The 16,470-nt window shown below is 65.8% G+C and carries 11 protein-coding genes; 5 read left to right on the forward strand and 6 right to left on the reverse strand.

Annotated elements, in window-relative coordinates; genetic code table 11:
* Positions 1 to 8: 8 nt before the first annotated feature.
* From gltB to A5740_RS15305, 4 genes are all read left to right on the forward strand, one after another.
* On the forward strand, positions 9 to 4,574 hold the full coding sequence (gene gltB / locus A5740_RS15290; RefSeq protein ID WP_076195334.1) for a glutamate synthase large subunit: 4,566 nt from the start codon (positions 9 to 11) through the stop codon (positions 4,572 to 4,574).
* The gene (locus A5740_RS15295) at positions 4,567 to 6,069 is read left to right on the forward strand and encodes a glutamate synthase subunit beta (RefSeq protein ID WP_076195335.1); all 1,503 of its coding nucleotides are present in this window, start codon (positions 4,567 to 4,569) and stop codon (positions 6,067 to 6,069) included. Before gltB ends, A5740_RS15295 begins: the two co-directional genes overlap by 8 nt.
* A gap of 26 nt (positions 6,070 to 6,095) precedes the next feature.
* Positions 6,096 to 7,514, forward strand: a complete 1,419-nt coding sequence (pyk, locus tag A5740_RS15300) for a pyruvate kinase (protein ID WP_076195336.1) — start codon at positions 6,096 to 6,098, stop codon at positions 7,512 to 7,514.
* Between the two features lie 62 nt (positions 7,515 to 7,576).
* Entirely contained in the window at positions 7,577 to 8,449 is an 873-nt protein-coding gene (locus tag A5740_RS15305) for an acyl-CoA thioesterase II (protein WP_076195337.1), read from the forward strand.
* A 6-nt stretch (positions 8,450 to 8,455) separates the two neighbouring features.
* Here the strand turns inward: A5740_RS15305 and A5740_RS15310 are convergent, their stop codons facing one another.
* From A5740_RS15310 to A5740_RS15335, 6 genes are all read right to left on the reverse strand, one after another.
* Positions 8,456 to 9,019 carry a DUF4190 domain-containing protein gene (locus tag A5740_RS15310; RefSeq protein WP_076195338.1) on the reverse strand — a complete coding sequence of 188 codons (564 nt, stop codon included), beginning with the start codon at positions 9,017 to 9,019 and terminating at the stop codon, positions 8,456 to 8,458.
* Positions 9,020 to 9,029: 10 nt separating this feature from the next.
* Positions 9,030 to 10,562 carry an ATP-binding cassette domain-containing protein gene (locus A5740_RS15315; protein WP_076195339.1) on the reverse strand — a complete coding sequence of 511 codons (1,533 nt, stop codon included), beginning with the start codon at positions 10,560 to 10,562 and terminating at the stop codon, positions 9,030 to 9,032.
* Positions 10,549 to 12,102 (reverse strand): thiol reductant ABC exporter subunit CydD, encoded by a 1,554-nt coding sequence (cydD, locus tag A5740_RS15320; RefSeq protein ID WP_175616265.1) that lies wholly within the window; start codon positions 12,100 to 12,102, stop codon positions 10,549 to 10,551. The genes A5740_RS15315 and cydD overlap by 14 nt, the downstream gene beginning before the upstream one ends.
* A 50-nt stretch (positions 12,103 to 12,152) precedes the next feature.
* Positions 12,153 to 13,193 (reverse strand): cytochrome d ubiquinol oxidase subunit II, encoded by a 1,041-nt coding sequence (cydB, locus tag A5740_RS15325; protein ID WP_076195340.1) that lies wholly within the window; start codon positions 13,191 to 13,193, stop codon positions 12,153 to 12,155.
* Positions 13,194 to 13,208: 15 nt separating this feature from the next.
* On the reverse strand, positions 13,209 to 14,702 hold the full coding sequence (locus A5740_RS15330) for a cytochrome ubiquinol oxidase subunit I (RefSeq protein WP_076195341.1): 1,494 nt from the start codon (positions 14,700 to 14,702) through the stop codon (positions 13,209 to 13,211).
* Between the two features lie 84 nt (positions 14,703 to 14,786).
* Positions 14,787 to 15,377, reverse strand: coding sequence for an HdeD family acid-resistance protein (locus A5740_RS15335; protein WP_076195342.1), 591 nt, complete (start codon positions 15,375 to 15,377; stop codon positions 14,787 to 14,789).
* Between the two features lie 222 nt (positions 15,378 to 15,599).
* On the opposite strand from A5740_RS15335, the gene A5740_RS15340 reads away from it, so the two are divergent.
* A complete protein-coding gene (locus tag A5740_RS15340; RefSeq protein ID WP_083654149.1) occupies positions 15,600 to 16,469 on the forward strand; it encodes an ABC transporter substrate-binding protein in 870 nt (289 codons plus the stop codon).
* Position 16,470 lies beyond the last annotated feature (1 nt).

Raw genomic sequence — 16,470 nt, forward strand, 5'->3', positions numbered from 1 at the left:
GCGATCCAATGCTGTTTTCGGCATTGCCAGATGCGCAGGGGCTCTACGACCCCACCAATGAGGCCGATTCTTGCGGTGTGGCCATGATCACCGATATTCAAGGCCGCCGTTCCCACGCCATTGTCACCGATGGACTGACCGCGCTCGCGCATCTCGAGCACCGGGGTGCCGCCGGGGCCGAACCCAACAGCGGTGACGGCGCCGGCATCCTGCTGCAGCTGCCCGTCGAATTCCTGCGGGCCGTGGTCGATTTTGCTCTGCCCGAGCCGGCCGTCGACGGTGGCAACACCTTCGCCGCCGGGATCTGTTTCCTGCCCCAGGACGAGGACGCGCGCAGCCGGGCCCGCACCCGCATCGAGGCGTTGGCGGTCGAGGAAGGCCTGGAAGTGCTGGGCTGGCGCGCGGTCCCCGTCGATACCGAAGGGGCCGAGATCGGTCTCACTGCGCTGGGGTGCATGCCGCACATGGCGCAGCTGTTCGTCGCTTCGCCGGAGATCGAGGGCGTCCGAAGGAGCGGCATCGAACTCGACCGCTTGGTCTACCCGCTTCGCAAACGGGCCGAGCAGGCCACGGGTCCGGACGCGGTGTACTTCGCCTCCTTGTCGAGCCGGACGATTGTCTACAAGGGCATGCTGACGACGATGCAGCTGCCGCAGTATTTTCCGGACCTGCGCGACGACCGCTGCGTGAGCGCCATTGCGATCGTGCACAGCCGGTTCTCCACCAATACTTTTCCGTCGTGGCCATTGGCGCACCCGTTCCGGTTCGTCGCCCACAACGGTGAGATCAACACGGTGCGTGGCAACCGCAACCGGATGCACGCCCGTGAAGCGATGCTTGCCAGCGCTCAGATCCCAGGTGATCTGAGCCGACTGTCACCGATCTGTAGTCCGGAGGCTTCGGACTCGGCGTCCTTCGACGAGGTGCTCGAACTCCTTCACCTCGGTGGTCGCAGCCTGCCGCACGCCGTGCTGATGATGATCCCCGAGGCGTGGGAGAACGCCACCACCATGGATGCGGCCGAGCGGGCGTTCTGGAAATTCCACGCCTCGTTGATGGAACCGTGGGATGGTCCGGCCTGCGTCACCTTCACAGATGGCACCGTGGTGGGTGCGGTGTTGGACCGCAACGGTTTACGGCCCGGCCGGTGGTGGCGCACGGTCGATGACCGCATCATCCTTGCCAGCGAGAGCGGTGTGCTCGACGTGCCATCGGGCGACATCGTTGCCAAGGGCCGACTGCAGCCCGGCAAGATGTTCCTGGTCGATACCGCCGCCGGACGCATCATCGGTGACGACGAGATCAAAGAACAGTTGGCCGCGGCCGAACCCTATGGCGAGTGGCTGCATGCCGGCCTGCTGGATCTCAGCACGCTGCCCGAGCGGTCCCGCCCGCAGCCGAACCACGACTCGGTGGTGCGTCGCCAGATCGCCTTCGGTTACACCGAAGAGGAACTGCGGATCCTGCTGACGCCGATGGCCGCCTCGGGCGCGGAGCCGCTCGGTTCGATGGGCACCGATACGCCGACGGCGGTGCTGTCCAAGCGATCGCGGTTGCTCTACGACTATTTTGTCGAATTGTTCGCGCAGGTGACCAATCCGCCACTGGACGCCATCCGTGAGGAAGTGGTGACCTCCATGGCTCGGGTGATGGGGCCTGAGGAGAACCTGCTGGAGCCCACGGCGGCTTCATGTCGCCAAATCGTGCTGCGTTGGCCAGTTCTGGACAACGATGAGTTGGGCAAGATCGTCCACATCAATGACGACGGCGAGCACCCCGGGCTGCGGACCACCGTGCTGCGCGCACTCTACGATGTCGAGCGCGGTGGAGAGAGCCTGGCTGAAGCCGTCGACGATCTACGGATGCGCGCCACCGAAGCGATCGCCAAAGGTGCTCGTACCCTGGTGATCTCGGATCGGGATTCGGACCACACCCGGGCTCCGATCCCATCGCTGTTGGCGGTGTCGGCGGTACACCACCACCTGGTTCGGACCAAGGAGCGCACGAAGGTTGCGCTCGTGGTGGAAAGCGGTGATGCCCGCGAGGTCCATCACATCGCGATGCTGATCGGGTTCGGAGCCGCCGCGGTCAACCCGTACCTGGCGTTCGAGTCGATCGAGGACCTGATCCGCGAGGGTGAGCTGACCGGCATCGAACCCGCCACTGCGGTGCGCAATTACGTCAAGGCGCTCGGCAAGGGTGTGGTCAAGGTGATGAGCAAGATGGGCATCTCCACGGTCGCGTCCTACACCGCCGCACAGGTCTTCGAGGCCATTGGCCTGAGCCATGAGGTCATCGACGAGTATTTCGCGGGCACCACCAGCCAGCTCGGCGGCGTCGGGCTGGACACCCTGGCCGAAGAGGTCAAACTTCGACACCGGCGGGCCTACCCGGAAAACCCCACCGAGCGGGTGCACCGCCGGTTGGAGGTCGGAGGCGAGTACGCGTTCCGTCGGGAAGGCGAACTGCACCTGTTCACCCCGGAAGTGGTGTTTCTGCTGCAGCATTCGACCCGAACCGGACGCCGCGACATTTTCGCCAAATACTCCGAAGAGGTCGACCGGCTGTCGCGGGAAGGCGGGACGCTGCGTGGCCTGTTCGAGTTCAAGAAGGGCCTACGTCCGCCGGTGCCGCTGGAGGAGGTCGAGCCGGTCGAGGCCATCGTGTCCCGTTTCAACACCGGGGCGATGAGTTACGGGTCCATCTCGGCGGAAGCGCACGAGACCATGGCCATCGCCATGAACAACCTCGGCGGGCGGTCCAACAGCGGTGAAGGGGGAGAGGACACCGACCGGCTCTATGATCCGCGTCGGCGTAGCGCCGTCAAGCAGGTCGCCTCAGGGCGCTTCGGCGTCACGAGTGACTATCTCGTCAACGCCACCGATATCCAGATCAAGATGGCGCAGGGAGCCAAACCTGGCGAAGGCGGGCAGCTTCCGGGCTACAAGGTGTATCCGAACATTGCCAAGACCCGGCACTCCACGCCCGGGGTGGGGTTGATCTCACCACCCCCGCATCACGACATCTACTCGATCGAGGATCTCGCCCAGCTGATCCATGATCTGAAGAACGCCAACGCCGATGCCCGCATCCACGTGAAGCTGGTGAGCAGCGTCGGAGTCGGCACGGTCGCGGCCGGGGTGTCGAAGGCGCACGCCGACGTGGTGCTGATCTCGGGCTACGACGGCGGCACCGGTGCCGCGCCGTTGACCTCACTCAAGCATGCCGGGGCGCCGTGGGAGATCGGCCTGGCCGACACCCAGCAGACGTTGGTGCTCAACGGGTTGCGTGACCGGATCACCGTGCAGTGCGACGGCGGCCTGCGCAGCGCTCGCGACGTCATGGTGGCCGCGTTGCTCGGTGCCGAGGAATTCGGTTTCGCCACCGCGCCGTTGGTGGTGTCGGGCTGCATCATGATGCGGGTCTGCCACCTCGACACCTGCCCGGTCGGGGTGGCCACCCAGAACCCCGAGTTGCGTGCGCGGTTCAACGGCAAGCCCGAGTTCGTGGAGAACTTCTTCACGTTCATCGCCGAGGACATTCGCCGCCACCTCGCCGAGCTGGGATTCCGCAGCATCGACGAGGCCGTCGGTCACGCTGAGGTGCTCGACACCGAACCCGGTGTGGCGCACTGGAAGAGCCGCGGTCTGGATCTCAGCCCGCTCTTCGCCGTGATGACCGACGCCCACGGCAACATCACCCAGCGACGCCGGGTCCGCGACCAGGACCACGGGCTGGATCAGGCCCTGGACCGCACCCTGATCCAACTGGCCGAGGGTGCGCTCGAAGACGCCCACCCGGTTCGCCTGGAGCTGCCGATCCGAAACGTCAACCGCACGGTGGGCACCTTGCTGGGGTCCGAGGTGACCCGACGCTACGGTGCGGGTGGATTGCCCGACAACACCATTCACGTCGCACTCACCGGCTCGGCCGGACAGTCGATCGGAGCCTTCCTGCCGCCGGGTATCACGCTCGACCTGGTCGGTGACGCCAATGATTATGTGGGCAAGGGACTGTCGGGTGGCCGGGTGATCGTGCGTCCGCCCGACGACGTGCTGTTCCTCCCCGAGGACAACGTCATCGCCGGCAACACCCTGCTCTATGGCGCCACCTCCGGCGAGGTGTTTCTACGGGGCCGGGTCGGTGAGCGCTTCTGCGCCCGCAACTCGGGTGCGCTGGCCGTCGTCGAAGGCGTCGGCGACCACGCATGTGAGTACATGACCGGTGGCCGGGTGGTGATCCTGGGTAAAACCGGTCGTAATCTGGCCGCCGGTATGTCCGGCGGCGTCGCCTATGTACTCGGGCTCGACGCGGCCCGGGTGAACACCGAGATGGTGCAACTGCAGCGGCTCGAAGCCGAGGATCTCACCTGGCTGCACGATGTCGTGTCCCGCCATGTCCGTCACACCGGCAGCACCCTGGCTTCTTCCATCCTGGCCGACTGGCCGAGGCGCAGTGCCCAATTCACCAAAGTAATGCCCACCGACTACCAGCGTGTGCTGCAGGCGACCCGGATGGCCAAGGCCGAGGGACGTGATGTGGACAGCGCGATCATGGAGGCCAGCCGTGGCTGATCCGACCGGATTTCTTCGTGTCCCCAAACTCGAGGCGGCCAAGCGGCCGGTCGAGGAGCGGGTAGGGGACTGGCGTGAGGTGTACGAGAGGGAAGACCCCAACGAGCGGGCCGGCGAGGTTGCGCAACAGGCACGTCGCTGTATGGACTGCGGGATCCCGTTCTGTCACTCCGGCAAGGCGGGGTGCCCGCTGGGCAACCTGATCCCGGAGTGGAACGATCTCGTGCGACGTGGTCGTTGGGACGCCGCCAGCGATCGACTGCACGCCACCAACAATTTTCCGGAGTTCACCGGTCGGCTGTGCCCGGCGCCCTGCGAGGCCGCCTGTGTGCTGTCGATCGCCGAGGACCAGACCGGCGGCAGCGTCACGATCAAACGCATCGAGCAGACCATCGCCGACCATGCCTGGTTGAACGGCAGCATCGAGCCTGCGCCGGCCGCCATCTCCAGTGGCAAGAGCGTCGCGGTGGTCGGCTCGGGTCCGGCGGGTTTGGCTGCCGCACAACAGCTCACCCGCGCCGGCCACGAGGTCACCGTCTACGAACGGGACAACCGTATCGGGGGCCTGCTCCGGTATGGCATCCCTGAGTACAAACTCGAGAAGTCGGTGCTCAATCAGCGCCTGGCCCAGATGCGGGCCGAGGGCACCCGGTTTGTCACCGAATGCGAGGTGGGAGTCGATCTCACCGTCGAACAGCTGCGTCAGCGTCACCAGGCGGTCGTCCTCGCCGTCGGCGCCCTCCGTGGACGTGACAACCAGGTGCCCGGGCGGGAACTCGACGGTGTGCATCTCGCCATGGAGCACTTGGTGCCGGCCAACCGGGAGTGCGAGGGCGACGGGATGTCACCGATCTCGGCGGCGGGCAAGCACGTGGTGATCATCGGCGGCGGTGACACCGGTGCCGACTGCTTGGGTACTGCACACCGTCAGGGTGCGGCCTCGGTGACCCAGCTGGACTACAACACCGAGCCACCGGAATCCCGCGACGACAGCCTGTCGCCGTGGCCGACCTGGCCGCTGGTGCTGCGTACCTCGCCGGCGCACGCCGAAGGCGGGGCCCGCCGATTCGAGGTGGCGGTGCAACGCTTCATCGGCGACGACAGCGGTCATGTGCGGGCCATCGAGATAGCCGAGGTCCGGGTGACCCGCGATGCCGCGGGACGTCGTGAGATCACCCCGGTGGGCGAATCGCTGCAGATTCCGTGTGACCTGGCTTTGCTGGCCATCGGTTTCGAAGGCGTCGAGCACATGGCGCTGCTCGACGGGTTGAACCTGACGCTGAGTCCCCGTGGGACGGTGTCGTGCGGTTCGGACTGGCAGACCGACGCGCCGGGCGTCTTCGTGTGCGGCGATGCGCATCGCGGCGCGTCACTGGTGGTGTGGGCCATTGCGGAGGGTCGCAGCGCGGCCCATGCGGTGGACGCCTACCTCATGGGCGAGTCGGATCTGCCCGCGCCGGTGCGGCCGAACGCGCTGCCTCTGTCAGTCGTCTGAATCGATCACGACTATGCTGACATGACGTGAGCAGACGCGGAAAGATCGTTTGTACGCTTGGCCCGGCGACCAGTACGGATGACACCGTACGAGCCCTGGTCGAGGCAGGAATGGACGTCGCGCGGCTGAACTTCAGCCATGGCGACTACACCGACCACGAGGCTGCCTACAAGCGCGTCCGTGCGGCATCGGATGCCACCGGCCACGCTGTCGGGATCCTGGCGGATCTGCAGGGTCCCAAGATCCGGCTGGGTCGCTTCGCCGAGGGGCCCACGTACTGGGCTACCGGTGAGACGGTGCGAATCACCGTCGACGAGTGCGAGGGCAACCACGATCGGGTGTCGACCACCTACAAGCGGCTGGCCGAGGACGCCCGGGCCGGGGACCGGGTACTGGTCGACGACGGCAACGTCGGCCTGGTGGTCGAGCAGATCGACGGCAACGACGTGATCTGCACGGTCACCGAGGGCGGTCCGGTCAGCAACAACAAGGGCATGTCACTGCCCGGTATGAACGTGACGGCACCGGCACTGTCGGAGAAGGACATCGAGGATCTGGAATTCGCCCTCCGTCTCGGTGTGGATCTGGTCGCGTTGTCCTTCGTGCGTTCACCGGCCGACATCGAACTGGTGCACGAGGTGATGGACCGGGTCGGTCGGCGGGTGCCGGTGATCGCCAAGCTCGAGAAGCCGGAGGCGGTCGAGAATCTCGAGGCCATCGTGCTGGCTTTCGATGCGATCATGGTGGCCCGCGGCGATCTCGGTGTCGAGCTGCCGCTGGAAGAGGTGCCGCTGGTCCAGAAGCGTGCCATCCAGATGGCTAGGGAGAACGCCAAACCCGTCATCGTCGCCACCCAGATGCTGGAGTCGATGATCGACAGTTCCCGGCCCACCCGCGCGGAGGCTTCCGACGTCGCCAACGCCGTCCTCGACGGTGCGGATGCGGTGATGCTGTCGGGTGAGACCTCGGTCGGCAAGTATCCGCTGGAAGCCGTCAAGACGATGGCCCGCATCATCAAGGCCGTCGAGGACAACTCGGTGAGCGTGCCGCCGTTGACCCACACTCCCCGTACGAAGCGTGGGGTGATCTCCTACGCGGCCCGCGATATCGGTGAGCGGCTCGATGCCAAGGCGCTGGTGGCGTTCACCCAGTCCGGCGACACGGTGCGTCGCCTGGCTCGGTTGCACACCCCGCTGCCGGTGCTGGCCTTCACCGCCCTGCCCGAGGTGCGTAGCCAGCTGGCGCTGACCTGGGGCACCGAGACGTTCATCGTGCCCCAGATGAAGGGGACCGACGACATGATCCGGCAGGTCGACAAATCGCTGCTGGATCTCGGCCGCTACAAGCGTGGTGAACTCGTGGTCATCGTCGCGGGAGCTCCGCCGGGCACAGTAGGCTCCACGAATCTGATCCACGTGCACCGCATCGGCGAGGATGACGTGTAGCGGTCTGGAATTGTCCGTAGTCGTCTGTATCGGTCGACGGCCGACATCTCGAAAGGGCTCCCTTGACACCTTCGGATTTCGAGGAGCTGCTGGCTGTTCTCGACCTCAACCGCGTCGACGACAATCTGTTCATCGGCTCGCATCCGAGCAAGAACCCGGTTCGCACGTTCGGTGGGCAGATGGTTGCGCAGGCGTTCGTCGCCGGTGGCCGCACGTTGGAGCACAAGCTCGCACCGAGCGCGCTGAATGCCCATTTCATCGCCGGTGGTGACCCGGAGAAAGATCTGGAGTTCCACATCGTCCGGTTGCGTGACGAGCGCAGGTTCGCCAACCGTCGGGTGGATGTGATGCAGGACGGCAATCTGCTCACCACGGTGATGATCTCCTACATGAACGCCGGCCGGGGGTTGGAGCACAGCGTGCCGGCGCCCGAGGTTCCGCATCCGGACACGCTGCCCAGGATCGACGAGCTGCTGCGCGGTTATGAGAAGACCGTGCCGCTGTTCGTCGAGGCGCTGCGACCGATCGAGTGGCGGTACACCAATGATCCCGCCTGGATCATGCGCGACAAGGGCGGCAAGCTCGATCACAACCGGGTGTGGCTCAAGACCGAAGGCGTGATGCCCAGCGATCCCGTACTGCACGGCGCGGCGTTGGTGTATTCATCGGACACGACGATCCTCGATCCGATCATCACCACGCACGGGTTGTCGTGGGGGCATGACCGGATCTTCGCGGTGACGATGAATCACTCGGTGTGGTTTCACCGGCCGATCAAATTCGACGAGTGGGTGTTGTACTCCACGACATCGCCGGTGGCCGCAGAATCTCGTGGGTTGAGCACCGGACATTTCTTCGATGTGTCGGGCCGCCTGCTGGCGACGGTGGTTCAGGAGGGAATCGTCAAGTATTTCCCGGGCACCGGCGGGTCGTGAGCGGGCTCAGCGGGTCGGGGTCGGCGTGACGCCGAACGTGTCCTCGACCCGTCGCTCGAACTCGTTTTCACACATCTGCTGGGCCTGGGTGTCGTCGCCGGCCTGCTGCAGGCACTGGATGTAGTCGTTACCGCCGACCTCGTCGAACCACCGTTGCCCGAAGTACACCCAGATACCGACGAACACCAGCGACAGCACGCAGGCGATGGCGCCGAGCACGATCCCGGAGACGGCCACCCCGTTGTTGGTGGCTTCACCGCGCCGGCAGCGGCCGCGGCCGAGGAATCCGAGGATCACCGCGGTGATACCGAACATCAGGCCACCGATGACCGACCACACCAGCACCAGGGCGATCACCGCGACGATGAGCGCCGCGATGCCGAGTCCGTTCGCCGGCCGACGAGGGGCCGGCGGCGGGTAACCCGGGGGATAGGCCCCGTACGGCGCCGGCGCCGGATAACCCGGCGGATAGGACCCGACAGGTGCTCCGTAGGGGTACGGCGGCGTTGGGGCCGGCCCGCTGGGCTGCGGCTCGTCAGACCCGGGCGGGGTGGCTCGCTCGTCGGTCATGTCTGCGAGGCTACCCGCCTGCGGCAGAGCGCGGTTGTGGACAGCGCACGACGGGGCAGTCGAGTGCGTCCGGTAAGTGGTGGGTGGCGACGACGACAGTCCGATCGGGCGCGAACCATCCGCCCGGCGTGAGGATTTCGGTGAGGATTCGCCGGCCGTCGGCCGCATCGAGATTCTCGGTGGGTTCATCGAGCAGTACGACGGGGAAATCCGACAACAACACCCGGGCCAACAGCAGCCGGCGTCGTTGTCCGGCCGACAATGCGGTGTGGCCCCCCTCGAGCACGGTTGACAGTCCGTCGGGCAGGCGGGTCAGCCAATCGGCGAGGCCCACCTTCTCGAGTGCCCAGAGCAATTCGGAATCGGGTATGTCGCCACGGACGACGAGAAGATTGTCGCGGACCGTGGTTTCGAAGATATGCGCATCTTCGGCGAAAAACGCCGCCCGGCCCGGGGTTTCGTTCAACTTCTCGGCCAGTGCCATCAACAGCGTGGTCTTTCCCGAGCCGCTGGGTCCGATCACCGCCAACCGCCGTCCGGCGGGTAGTTCGACCGCAGGCGCCGCGGGCCGACTGCGCACCCGGTCGTCGGCTTCGGTGAGCTCCAACAGGCGCCTCGCTGCGATGCGTGACTTCGTGAGCCCGACGGCGGCATCAGGCAGCGCGGTCGTCGCTTCGAATGCCGACAACGGCAACAACATCAGCACGGCCAGGGTGGTCGGCGCGGTGGTGGTGGCCAGGGCGATGCCTGCCACGACAGCGCCCAGCACGCTGGCACCGATGGCGATGCTGGGCATGGCCGCGGCCAGCGCTGCGGGCGCGGCGGCGCGGTCGACGGCCGTGCCCCAGTCGCGGTGGTGACGTTTCCAGTTGTCGATCACCTGGTCCAGCCGTCCGCTCACCCGCAGTTCGGGCGCGTACTCGAGGGCGAGCATCGCCGCCGCGTCGCGGTCTGTCCTGTGTTGCACCGCAACGGTTTCTGCAGCGGTCACCGCGCGCGCGGTGATCGCCGGCGCCACCACTCCGGCGACCACGAGACACACGGCCAGTACCACAGCGGCGCTCGGCGAGATGACCGCGATGATGACGACGGCGGCGGTGCTGAGCACGCCGGCGACGACGATGGGAAGCACGGAGCGCACCACCACGTCCGCGAGTTCGTCGACGGAACTGCCGACCCGGGCCACGAGTTCGCCACTGGGCAGCCGCATCGCCTGGTCGTCGGGGCCGTCAGCCAGTCGGCGGTACAGTCCGGTGCGAGCATTCACCGCCGCCCGCAGCGCGGTGTCGTGTGCGGCCAGGCGCTGACAGTAGCCGAGCACACCCCGCGAGATGCCCAGGGCCCGCACCGCCACCACGGCCACGGAAAGGTCGAGGATCGGCGGCATCTGCCAGGCCCGGGTGATCAACCAGGCCGAGACGCCGGCCAACGCCAACGCGCTGCCCAGCGACAGCACGCCGAGCACACTGGCCAGGATCAGCCGGCTCAATCGGGGTTGCAACAATTCCAGTGTCAGGCGCAGCAACGGATCACGGCGAAACATGCGCAGCCCCAATCGTGATCACCTCGTCGCCGATACGCAGTACCGGATCCCGGTGTCCGACCACCACGACGGTGGCGCCCGCACGAGCCCGCGCCACGATGGCCGCCAGCACGCGTTCTTCCAGGGCGGCGTCGAGATGCGCCGTGGGTTCGTCGAGCAGCAGCACCCGCGCCGACGAGCCGAGAGCGCGAGCCAAGCCGAGGCGTTGCCGTTGTCCCAGGGACAGGCCGACGCCGCCCCGGCCGATCCGGGTATCGAGCCCCTCGGGCAGATCGGCGATGACACTGTCGAATCCGGCGTCGCGGCAGGCCAAGTCGAGATCGGCTATCGGGCCGAGCAAATCCAGGTTCTCGCGGACGGTACCCGGAATCAGCACCGGCCGGTGCGGCAGCCAGGCGACCGTACGCCACCACGCCGAGAGATCCAGGTCGTCGACCGCCACCCCGTCGACCCGCACGGAGTTCGACTCATGCGCGGCCAATCCGAGAATCGCCTGCAGTGCCGTCGATTTACCGGCGCCGTTGGGGCCGGTCAGCACCGTCACGCGACCGGGTTCGATCGCCGGTCGGTGGCCACTCAATTCGATTGTCGGTGCGGAAGCCGGCAACTGGACACTGCCTTGGGTCAAGGTACCCGCGTCGCACAGGCTGAACGCCTCTTGTGCCGCGGTCTTCCCGTCTTGTGCGGCGTGAAATGCGGCGCCGACGCGGCGAAGCGGCCAGAACACCTCGGGGGCGAGCAGTAGGGCAGTCAGCCCGGCAGTCAATGTGATCTCGCCGTAGACCAGTCGCACGCCGACGCTGACCGCAACGAGGGCGACCCCCAGGGTGGCCAGCAGTTCCAGCACGAGCGAGGACAGAAAGGCGATCCGCAGGGTTGCCATCGCCGAACGTCGGTGTGCCGCCGCCAGTTCGGTGATGCGACGGACTGATCCGGCGGCCCGGTCAAGCACGCGAAGGGTCGGGATACCGGCGACGAGGTCCAGTAACCGGCCCTGCATCGTGGCCATGGCGGCGAGCGCGGCCGCCGAACGGTCGGCGGTGACGAGCCCGATCAGCACCATGAACAGCGGGATCAACGGTAGGGCGATGATCACGATTGCCGCCGCCTGCAGGTCATAGCACGCCATGGTCAGTACGGCCACCGGCGTGAGCACCGCGGCCTGCACCACCGCGGGCAGATAGCCGGTGAAATAGGGGCGTAGCCCGTCGAGACCGTGGGTGACGACGGTGGCCGCGCTGTCCCGCTGGGACGTCAATCGCCGTGGGGGAGAGGAGGTTACCGACCGCAGAACCTGACCGGACATCTCACCGATCACCGCGGTCGCGCCGCGTTGTGAGAGCCGCCCTTGCAGCCAGTGGGCCACCCCGCGCAGGCCCCAGAGCGCGGACAGCGCAAGCAGCGCGCCGCCATGGTGGGCGGCCGAGCCCGGTTCGACGATGATCCCGGCGACGATGTGGGCCAGCACGATGGCCGCGGCGATGGTGCTGACGCTGATGGTGACGCCGCAGGCCACCGCGGCCACCAGGTAGCGCCGCAACGTGCCGGTGGACCCGGTGGCGCCGCGGATGCCCAGTGCGCGCCAGAGGTTCAGACCGACCGCCGTGACAGTCCGATGGAGGCCGGAATGCGGTCCGCTGAGATACGTTTGCGGAACACCCAGTACGTCCAACCCTGGTACACCAGCACCAGTGGCAGTAGGGTCAACGACGCCCAGCTCATGATCTTCAAGGTGTACGGCGTCGACGAACCGTTGTAGATGGTGATGCCCCACTCCGGGTTCAACGTCGACGGCAGCAGATGCGGATACATCGAACCGAACAGCAGGACCACCACGGCGGCCACCACCACAACGGTGGCCACGAAGGCCCAACCCTCCCGCGCACGTGACCACATGAGTGCCACCGCGATCAACAGCGCGACGACGGCGGTGCCCAGCGCCAGCCAGGTCCACGGCTTACCGTGAGCCAGCTGCGTCCACAGTCCGAAGCCGCCCGCCAGCAGGATCACCGGCAGGGTGAGGATCTTGGCGAAGCGGAACGCGTCGTCACGCACGGTCCCAGAGGTTTTCAGCGCAATGAACACCGAGCCGTAGAACGCGAACAATGATGCGGTCGCCAGGCCACCGAGCACGGTGTAGGCGTTCAGCACGTCTCCGATCGACGCGTGAACGCGATGATCGGCGTCAATCGGCAGGCCTTGCACCAAGATTGCGAAAGCGACGCCCCAGAGGATGGCCGGCAGCCAAGATCCGACCGCGATGCCGAAGTCGGCCCAGTAACGCCACTTGGTGTCGTCGACCTTGCCGCGCCACTCTATCCCCACGATGCGCAGGATCATTCCGAACAGTATCGCCAGTAGGGGAAGGTACAGGGCCGAGAACAAGGTCGCGTACCAGTTGGGGAAGGCCGCGAACATGGCTGCGCCGGCCGTGATCAGCCACACCTCGTTGGCATCCCACACCGGTCCGATCGTGTTGAGCACTGCGCGCCTACGGTTTTCCGGATCACCGTCACCGACGCCGGCCAGTGGGGCCATCAGCATGCCGACCCCGAAGTCGAAGCCCTCCAGCACCACGAAGCCGAGGAACAGTGCGGCGATGAGCAGGAACCAAAGTTCTTGGAGTCCCATCTGCGATCAGTCCTCTCAGTACGCGAAAGACAAGGGGGCAGAATCCTCTTCCCCGGGCGGCTTGGGCGGCGCGGGCTCGGAGTCGTGTTCCAATGGACCTTCGACCACGTAGCGGCGCATCAACCAGAACCAGATGACCGCGAGCACACCGTAGAGCAGGGTGAACACGGCGAGCGAGAAGAACACCGTGCCCGCGGAGTGATCCGAAACGCCTTGTTGCACGGTCAACCGCACCATCTGGTCACCGGTGGGGTTGGGGACCACCACCCAGGGTTGGCGGCCCATTTCGGTGAACACCCAGCCGGCGGAGTTGGCCAAAAACGGTGTCGGCAAGGTGATCAGGGCGGCGAGGCCGAACCATTTCTGGTCGGGGAGCCGGCGTCCCCGGGTGAGCCACAGCGCCACCAGCGCGAAGGCCAACGGGATCAGCATGAGACCGATCATCGCCCGGAACGACCAGTAGGTGACGAACAGGTTCGGCCGGTAGTCGCCTGGGCCGAAACGTGATTCGAAATCCCGCTGCAGGTCGTTGACACCTTCGAGGGTGACACCGCTGAACTTGCCTTCGGCCAGGAAGGGCAGGACGTAGGGAACCTCGAGAACGTGGGTCACACTGGCGCAGTTGTTGTGTGTGCCGACGGTCAGGATCGAAAAATTCGGGTCGGTCTGGGTGTCACACAAGGATTCGGCCGAGGCCATCTTCATCGGCTGCTGGACGAACATCAACTTGCCCTGAACATCGCCGGTGAAGAACAGCACCACCACGGCCGCCAGCGCCACCATGCTGCCCAGGATCGTTGCCGGCCGGTACATCCCGGCGGAGTCATTGGCGGTCTCGGCGTCGATCGCATCCGCGTCGTCGGCCCGGACCGCCCTGCGTCGGTCACGCACCATCAGCCAGGCACTGACCGCGGCGACGAACGTTCCTGCTGTCAGCAGCGCCCCGCCGATGACGTGCAGCACTGCCCAGATGGCGGTGTTGTTGCTCAGCAGGGCGCCGAAATCGACGAGCTCCGCGCGTCCGGACTCCGGGTTGAACCGGGCTCCGACCGGATGCTGCATGAATGAGTTGGCCGCGATGATGAAGTACGCGGATGCGTTGACCGCGAAGGCCACCATCCAGATGCAGAACAGATGGACGGCACGCGGTAGCCGGGTCCAGCCGAAGATCCACAGACCGATGAAGGTGGACTCGACGAAGAAGGCGACGAGACCCTCGAAGGCCAACGGCGCTCCGAAGATGTCACCGACGAACCGGGAGTATTCGCTCCAGTTCATGCCGAACTGGAATTCCTGCACGATGCCGGTCGCCACACCGATGGCGAAGTTGATCAGGAAGAGCTTGCCGAAGAACCGGGTCAGTCGATACCAGTGGTCGTTCCCCGTCACCATCCACGCGGTCTGCATGACGGCGATCAGCGGTGCCAATCCGATCGTCAGCGGAACGAAGATGAAGTGGTAGACGGTGGTGATTCCGAACTGCCACCGTGACACGTCCAAAGCGTCCATCTGGCCCTACTTTCGAGGTCTCAGATCAATCTACGACGGAGTGTAGTAGAGAATCGGACACCGACCGCTCGCCTCGACGGTGTGTTACGTCACGGTGGGCGCCTGCGGTGAGAGCGCCGCGTCGAGCTTCTTGGCGTCGCTGCGAATTCCGAAGGCCGAGATGACCTCGAGCACACCCACGACGACCAGGATGACGCCGGTGACCTGAGTGAGGGCGACCAGACCCTCCAACGGGGCAACGAACATGATGATGCCGGCGATGACGCTGACGACGCCGACGATGATCTCCCAGATGCGTCCCGGCAGGGAGCTGTCGCCGATGGCCGACATCGCCGTCGCCACACCGCGGAAGATGAAGCCGACGCCGATCCAGATCGCCAGCAACTGCACCGAGTTCTCCAGGTTGACGAAGCACAGCACGGCCAGCACGAGCGCGGCCGCGCCACCGATGAACAGCAGTACCCGGCCCCCGACCGACGAGCGGAGGCTGAATGCCAGGACCAGCTGCGAGATACCGGTGATCAGCAGGTAGGCGCCGAAGAATATGGCCGTGACGAAGATTGCCGCTCCGGGACGGATGAAGACGAGGATGCCCAGGACGATGGCGAGGATGCCGGTGACCAATGCCGTCTTCCACAGATGAGGCAACAGGCTTGGGGCAGCGGTGGTTTCCATGCCCGAAGTGTGGCACACTGTGCGGCCCTGAACACGGATTTCACGGTACGGCTGTGGCGCCGATGCGTGGTCGTTAATGTTCGGTTACCGGCGCTGCACACCCGGCCCGGGGCCGTTAACGTCTCCGATTCGGAGGCGACGGACCGTGGCCGCAGACTGAGAAAAGAGGCAATCGTGACAGTTGGACGACAGCCCCGTCGGCGCAGGATTTGGCGTTCTGCGATGGTGCTCGCCGCGAGCGGTGCACTGGTGATGTCGGGTTGTGCCACCAACACCGATTCCAGCGGACCGGCCGCCGAGACCACCGCCGCGAAAGTGGACAAGGTCGATTCGATTGCCGGCTCCGTGCCGGAGCCGATCAAATCGAGCGGGAAGCTCATCGTCGGCACCGACCCGTCGTACCCGCCGAACGAATTCAAGGACCCCAGCGGCAAGATCATCGGCTTCGACGTCGATCTGATGAATGCCGTCGCCGCCACACTGGGACTCACGCCGGAATATCGGGCCTCGTTGTTCGACAAGATCATCCCGTCCGTTCAGGGTGGCAACTACAACCTCGGGATGTCCTCGTTCACCGATTCCAAGGAGCGTGAACAGCAGGTCGACTTCGTCACCTACTTCAACGCCGGTTCGGCATGGGCGCAGAAGGTCGGTGCCGGCATCAACCCGGACGACGCGTGCGGTAAGAAGATCGCCGTGCAGACCGCGACCGTGCAGGACACCGAGGAAATGCCGGCCCGTAACCAGAAGTGTGCCGCAGCGGGTAAGCCCGCGATCAACGTCGTCAAGTTCGACGATCAGACTGCGGCCACCAGCGCGGTCATGTTGGGCCAGGCTGATGCGATGTCCGCCGACTCGCCGGTGACCACCTACGCGATCAAGCAGAGCGAGGGCAAACTAGAGGCCGCGGGGGAGATCTTCGACTCCGCGCCCTACGGCTGGGCGGTGCAGAAGAATTCACCGCTGGCCCAATCCCTCAAACAGGCCCTTGAGCATCTCATCGACAGCGGCGCGTACAAGCAGATCGCCGCGAACTGGGGCGCCGAGAACGGCATGATCGACAAACCGGTCATCAACGGCGCAGTCAGCTGAG

The sequence above is a fragment of the Mycobacterium sp. GA-1841 genome (genome assembly GCF_001954135.1).
GTDB lineage: Bacteria > Actinomycetota > Actinomycetes > Mycobacteriales > Mycobacteriaceae > Mycobacterium.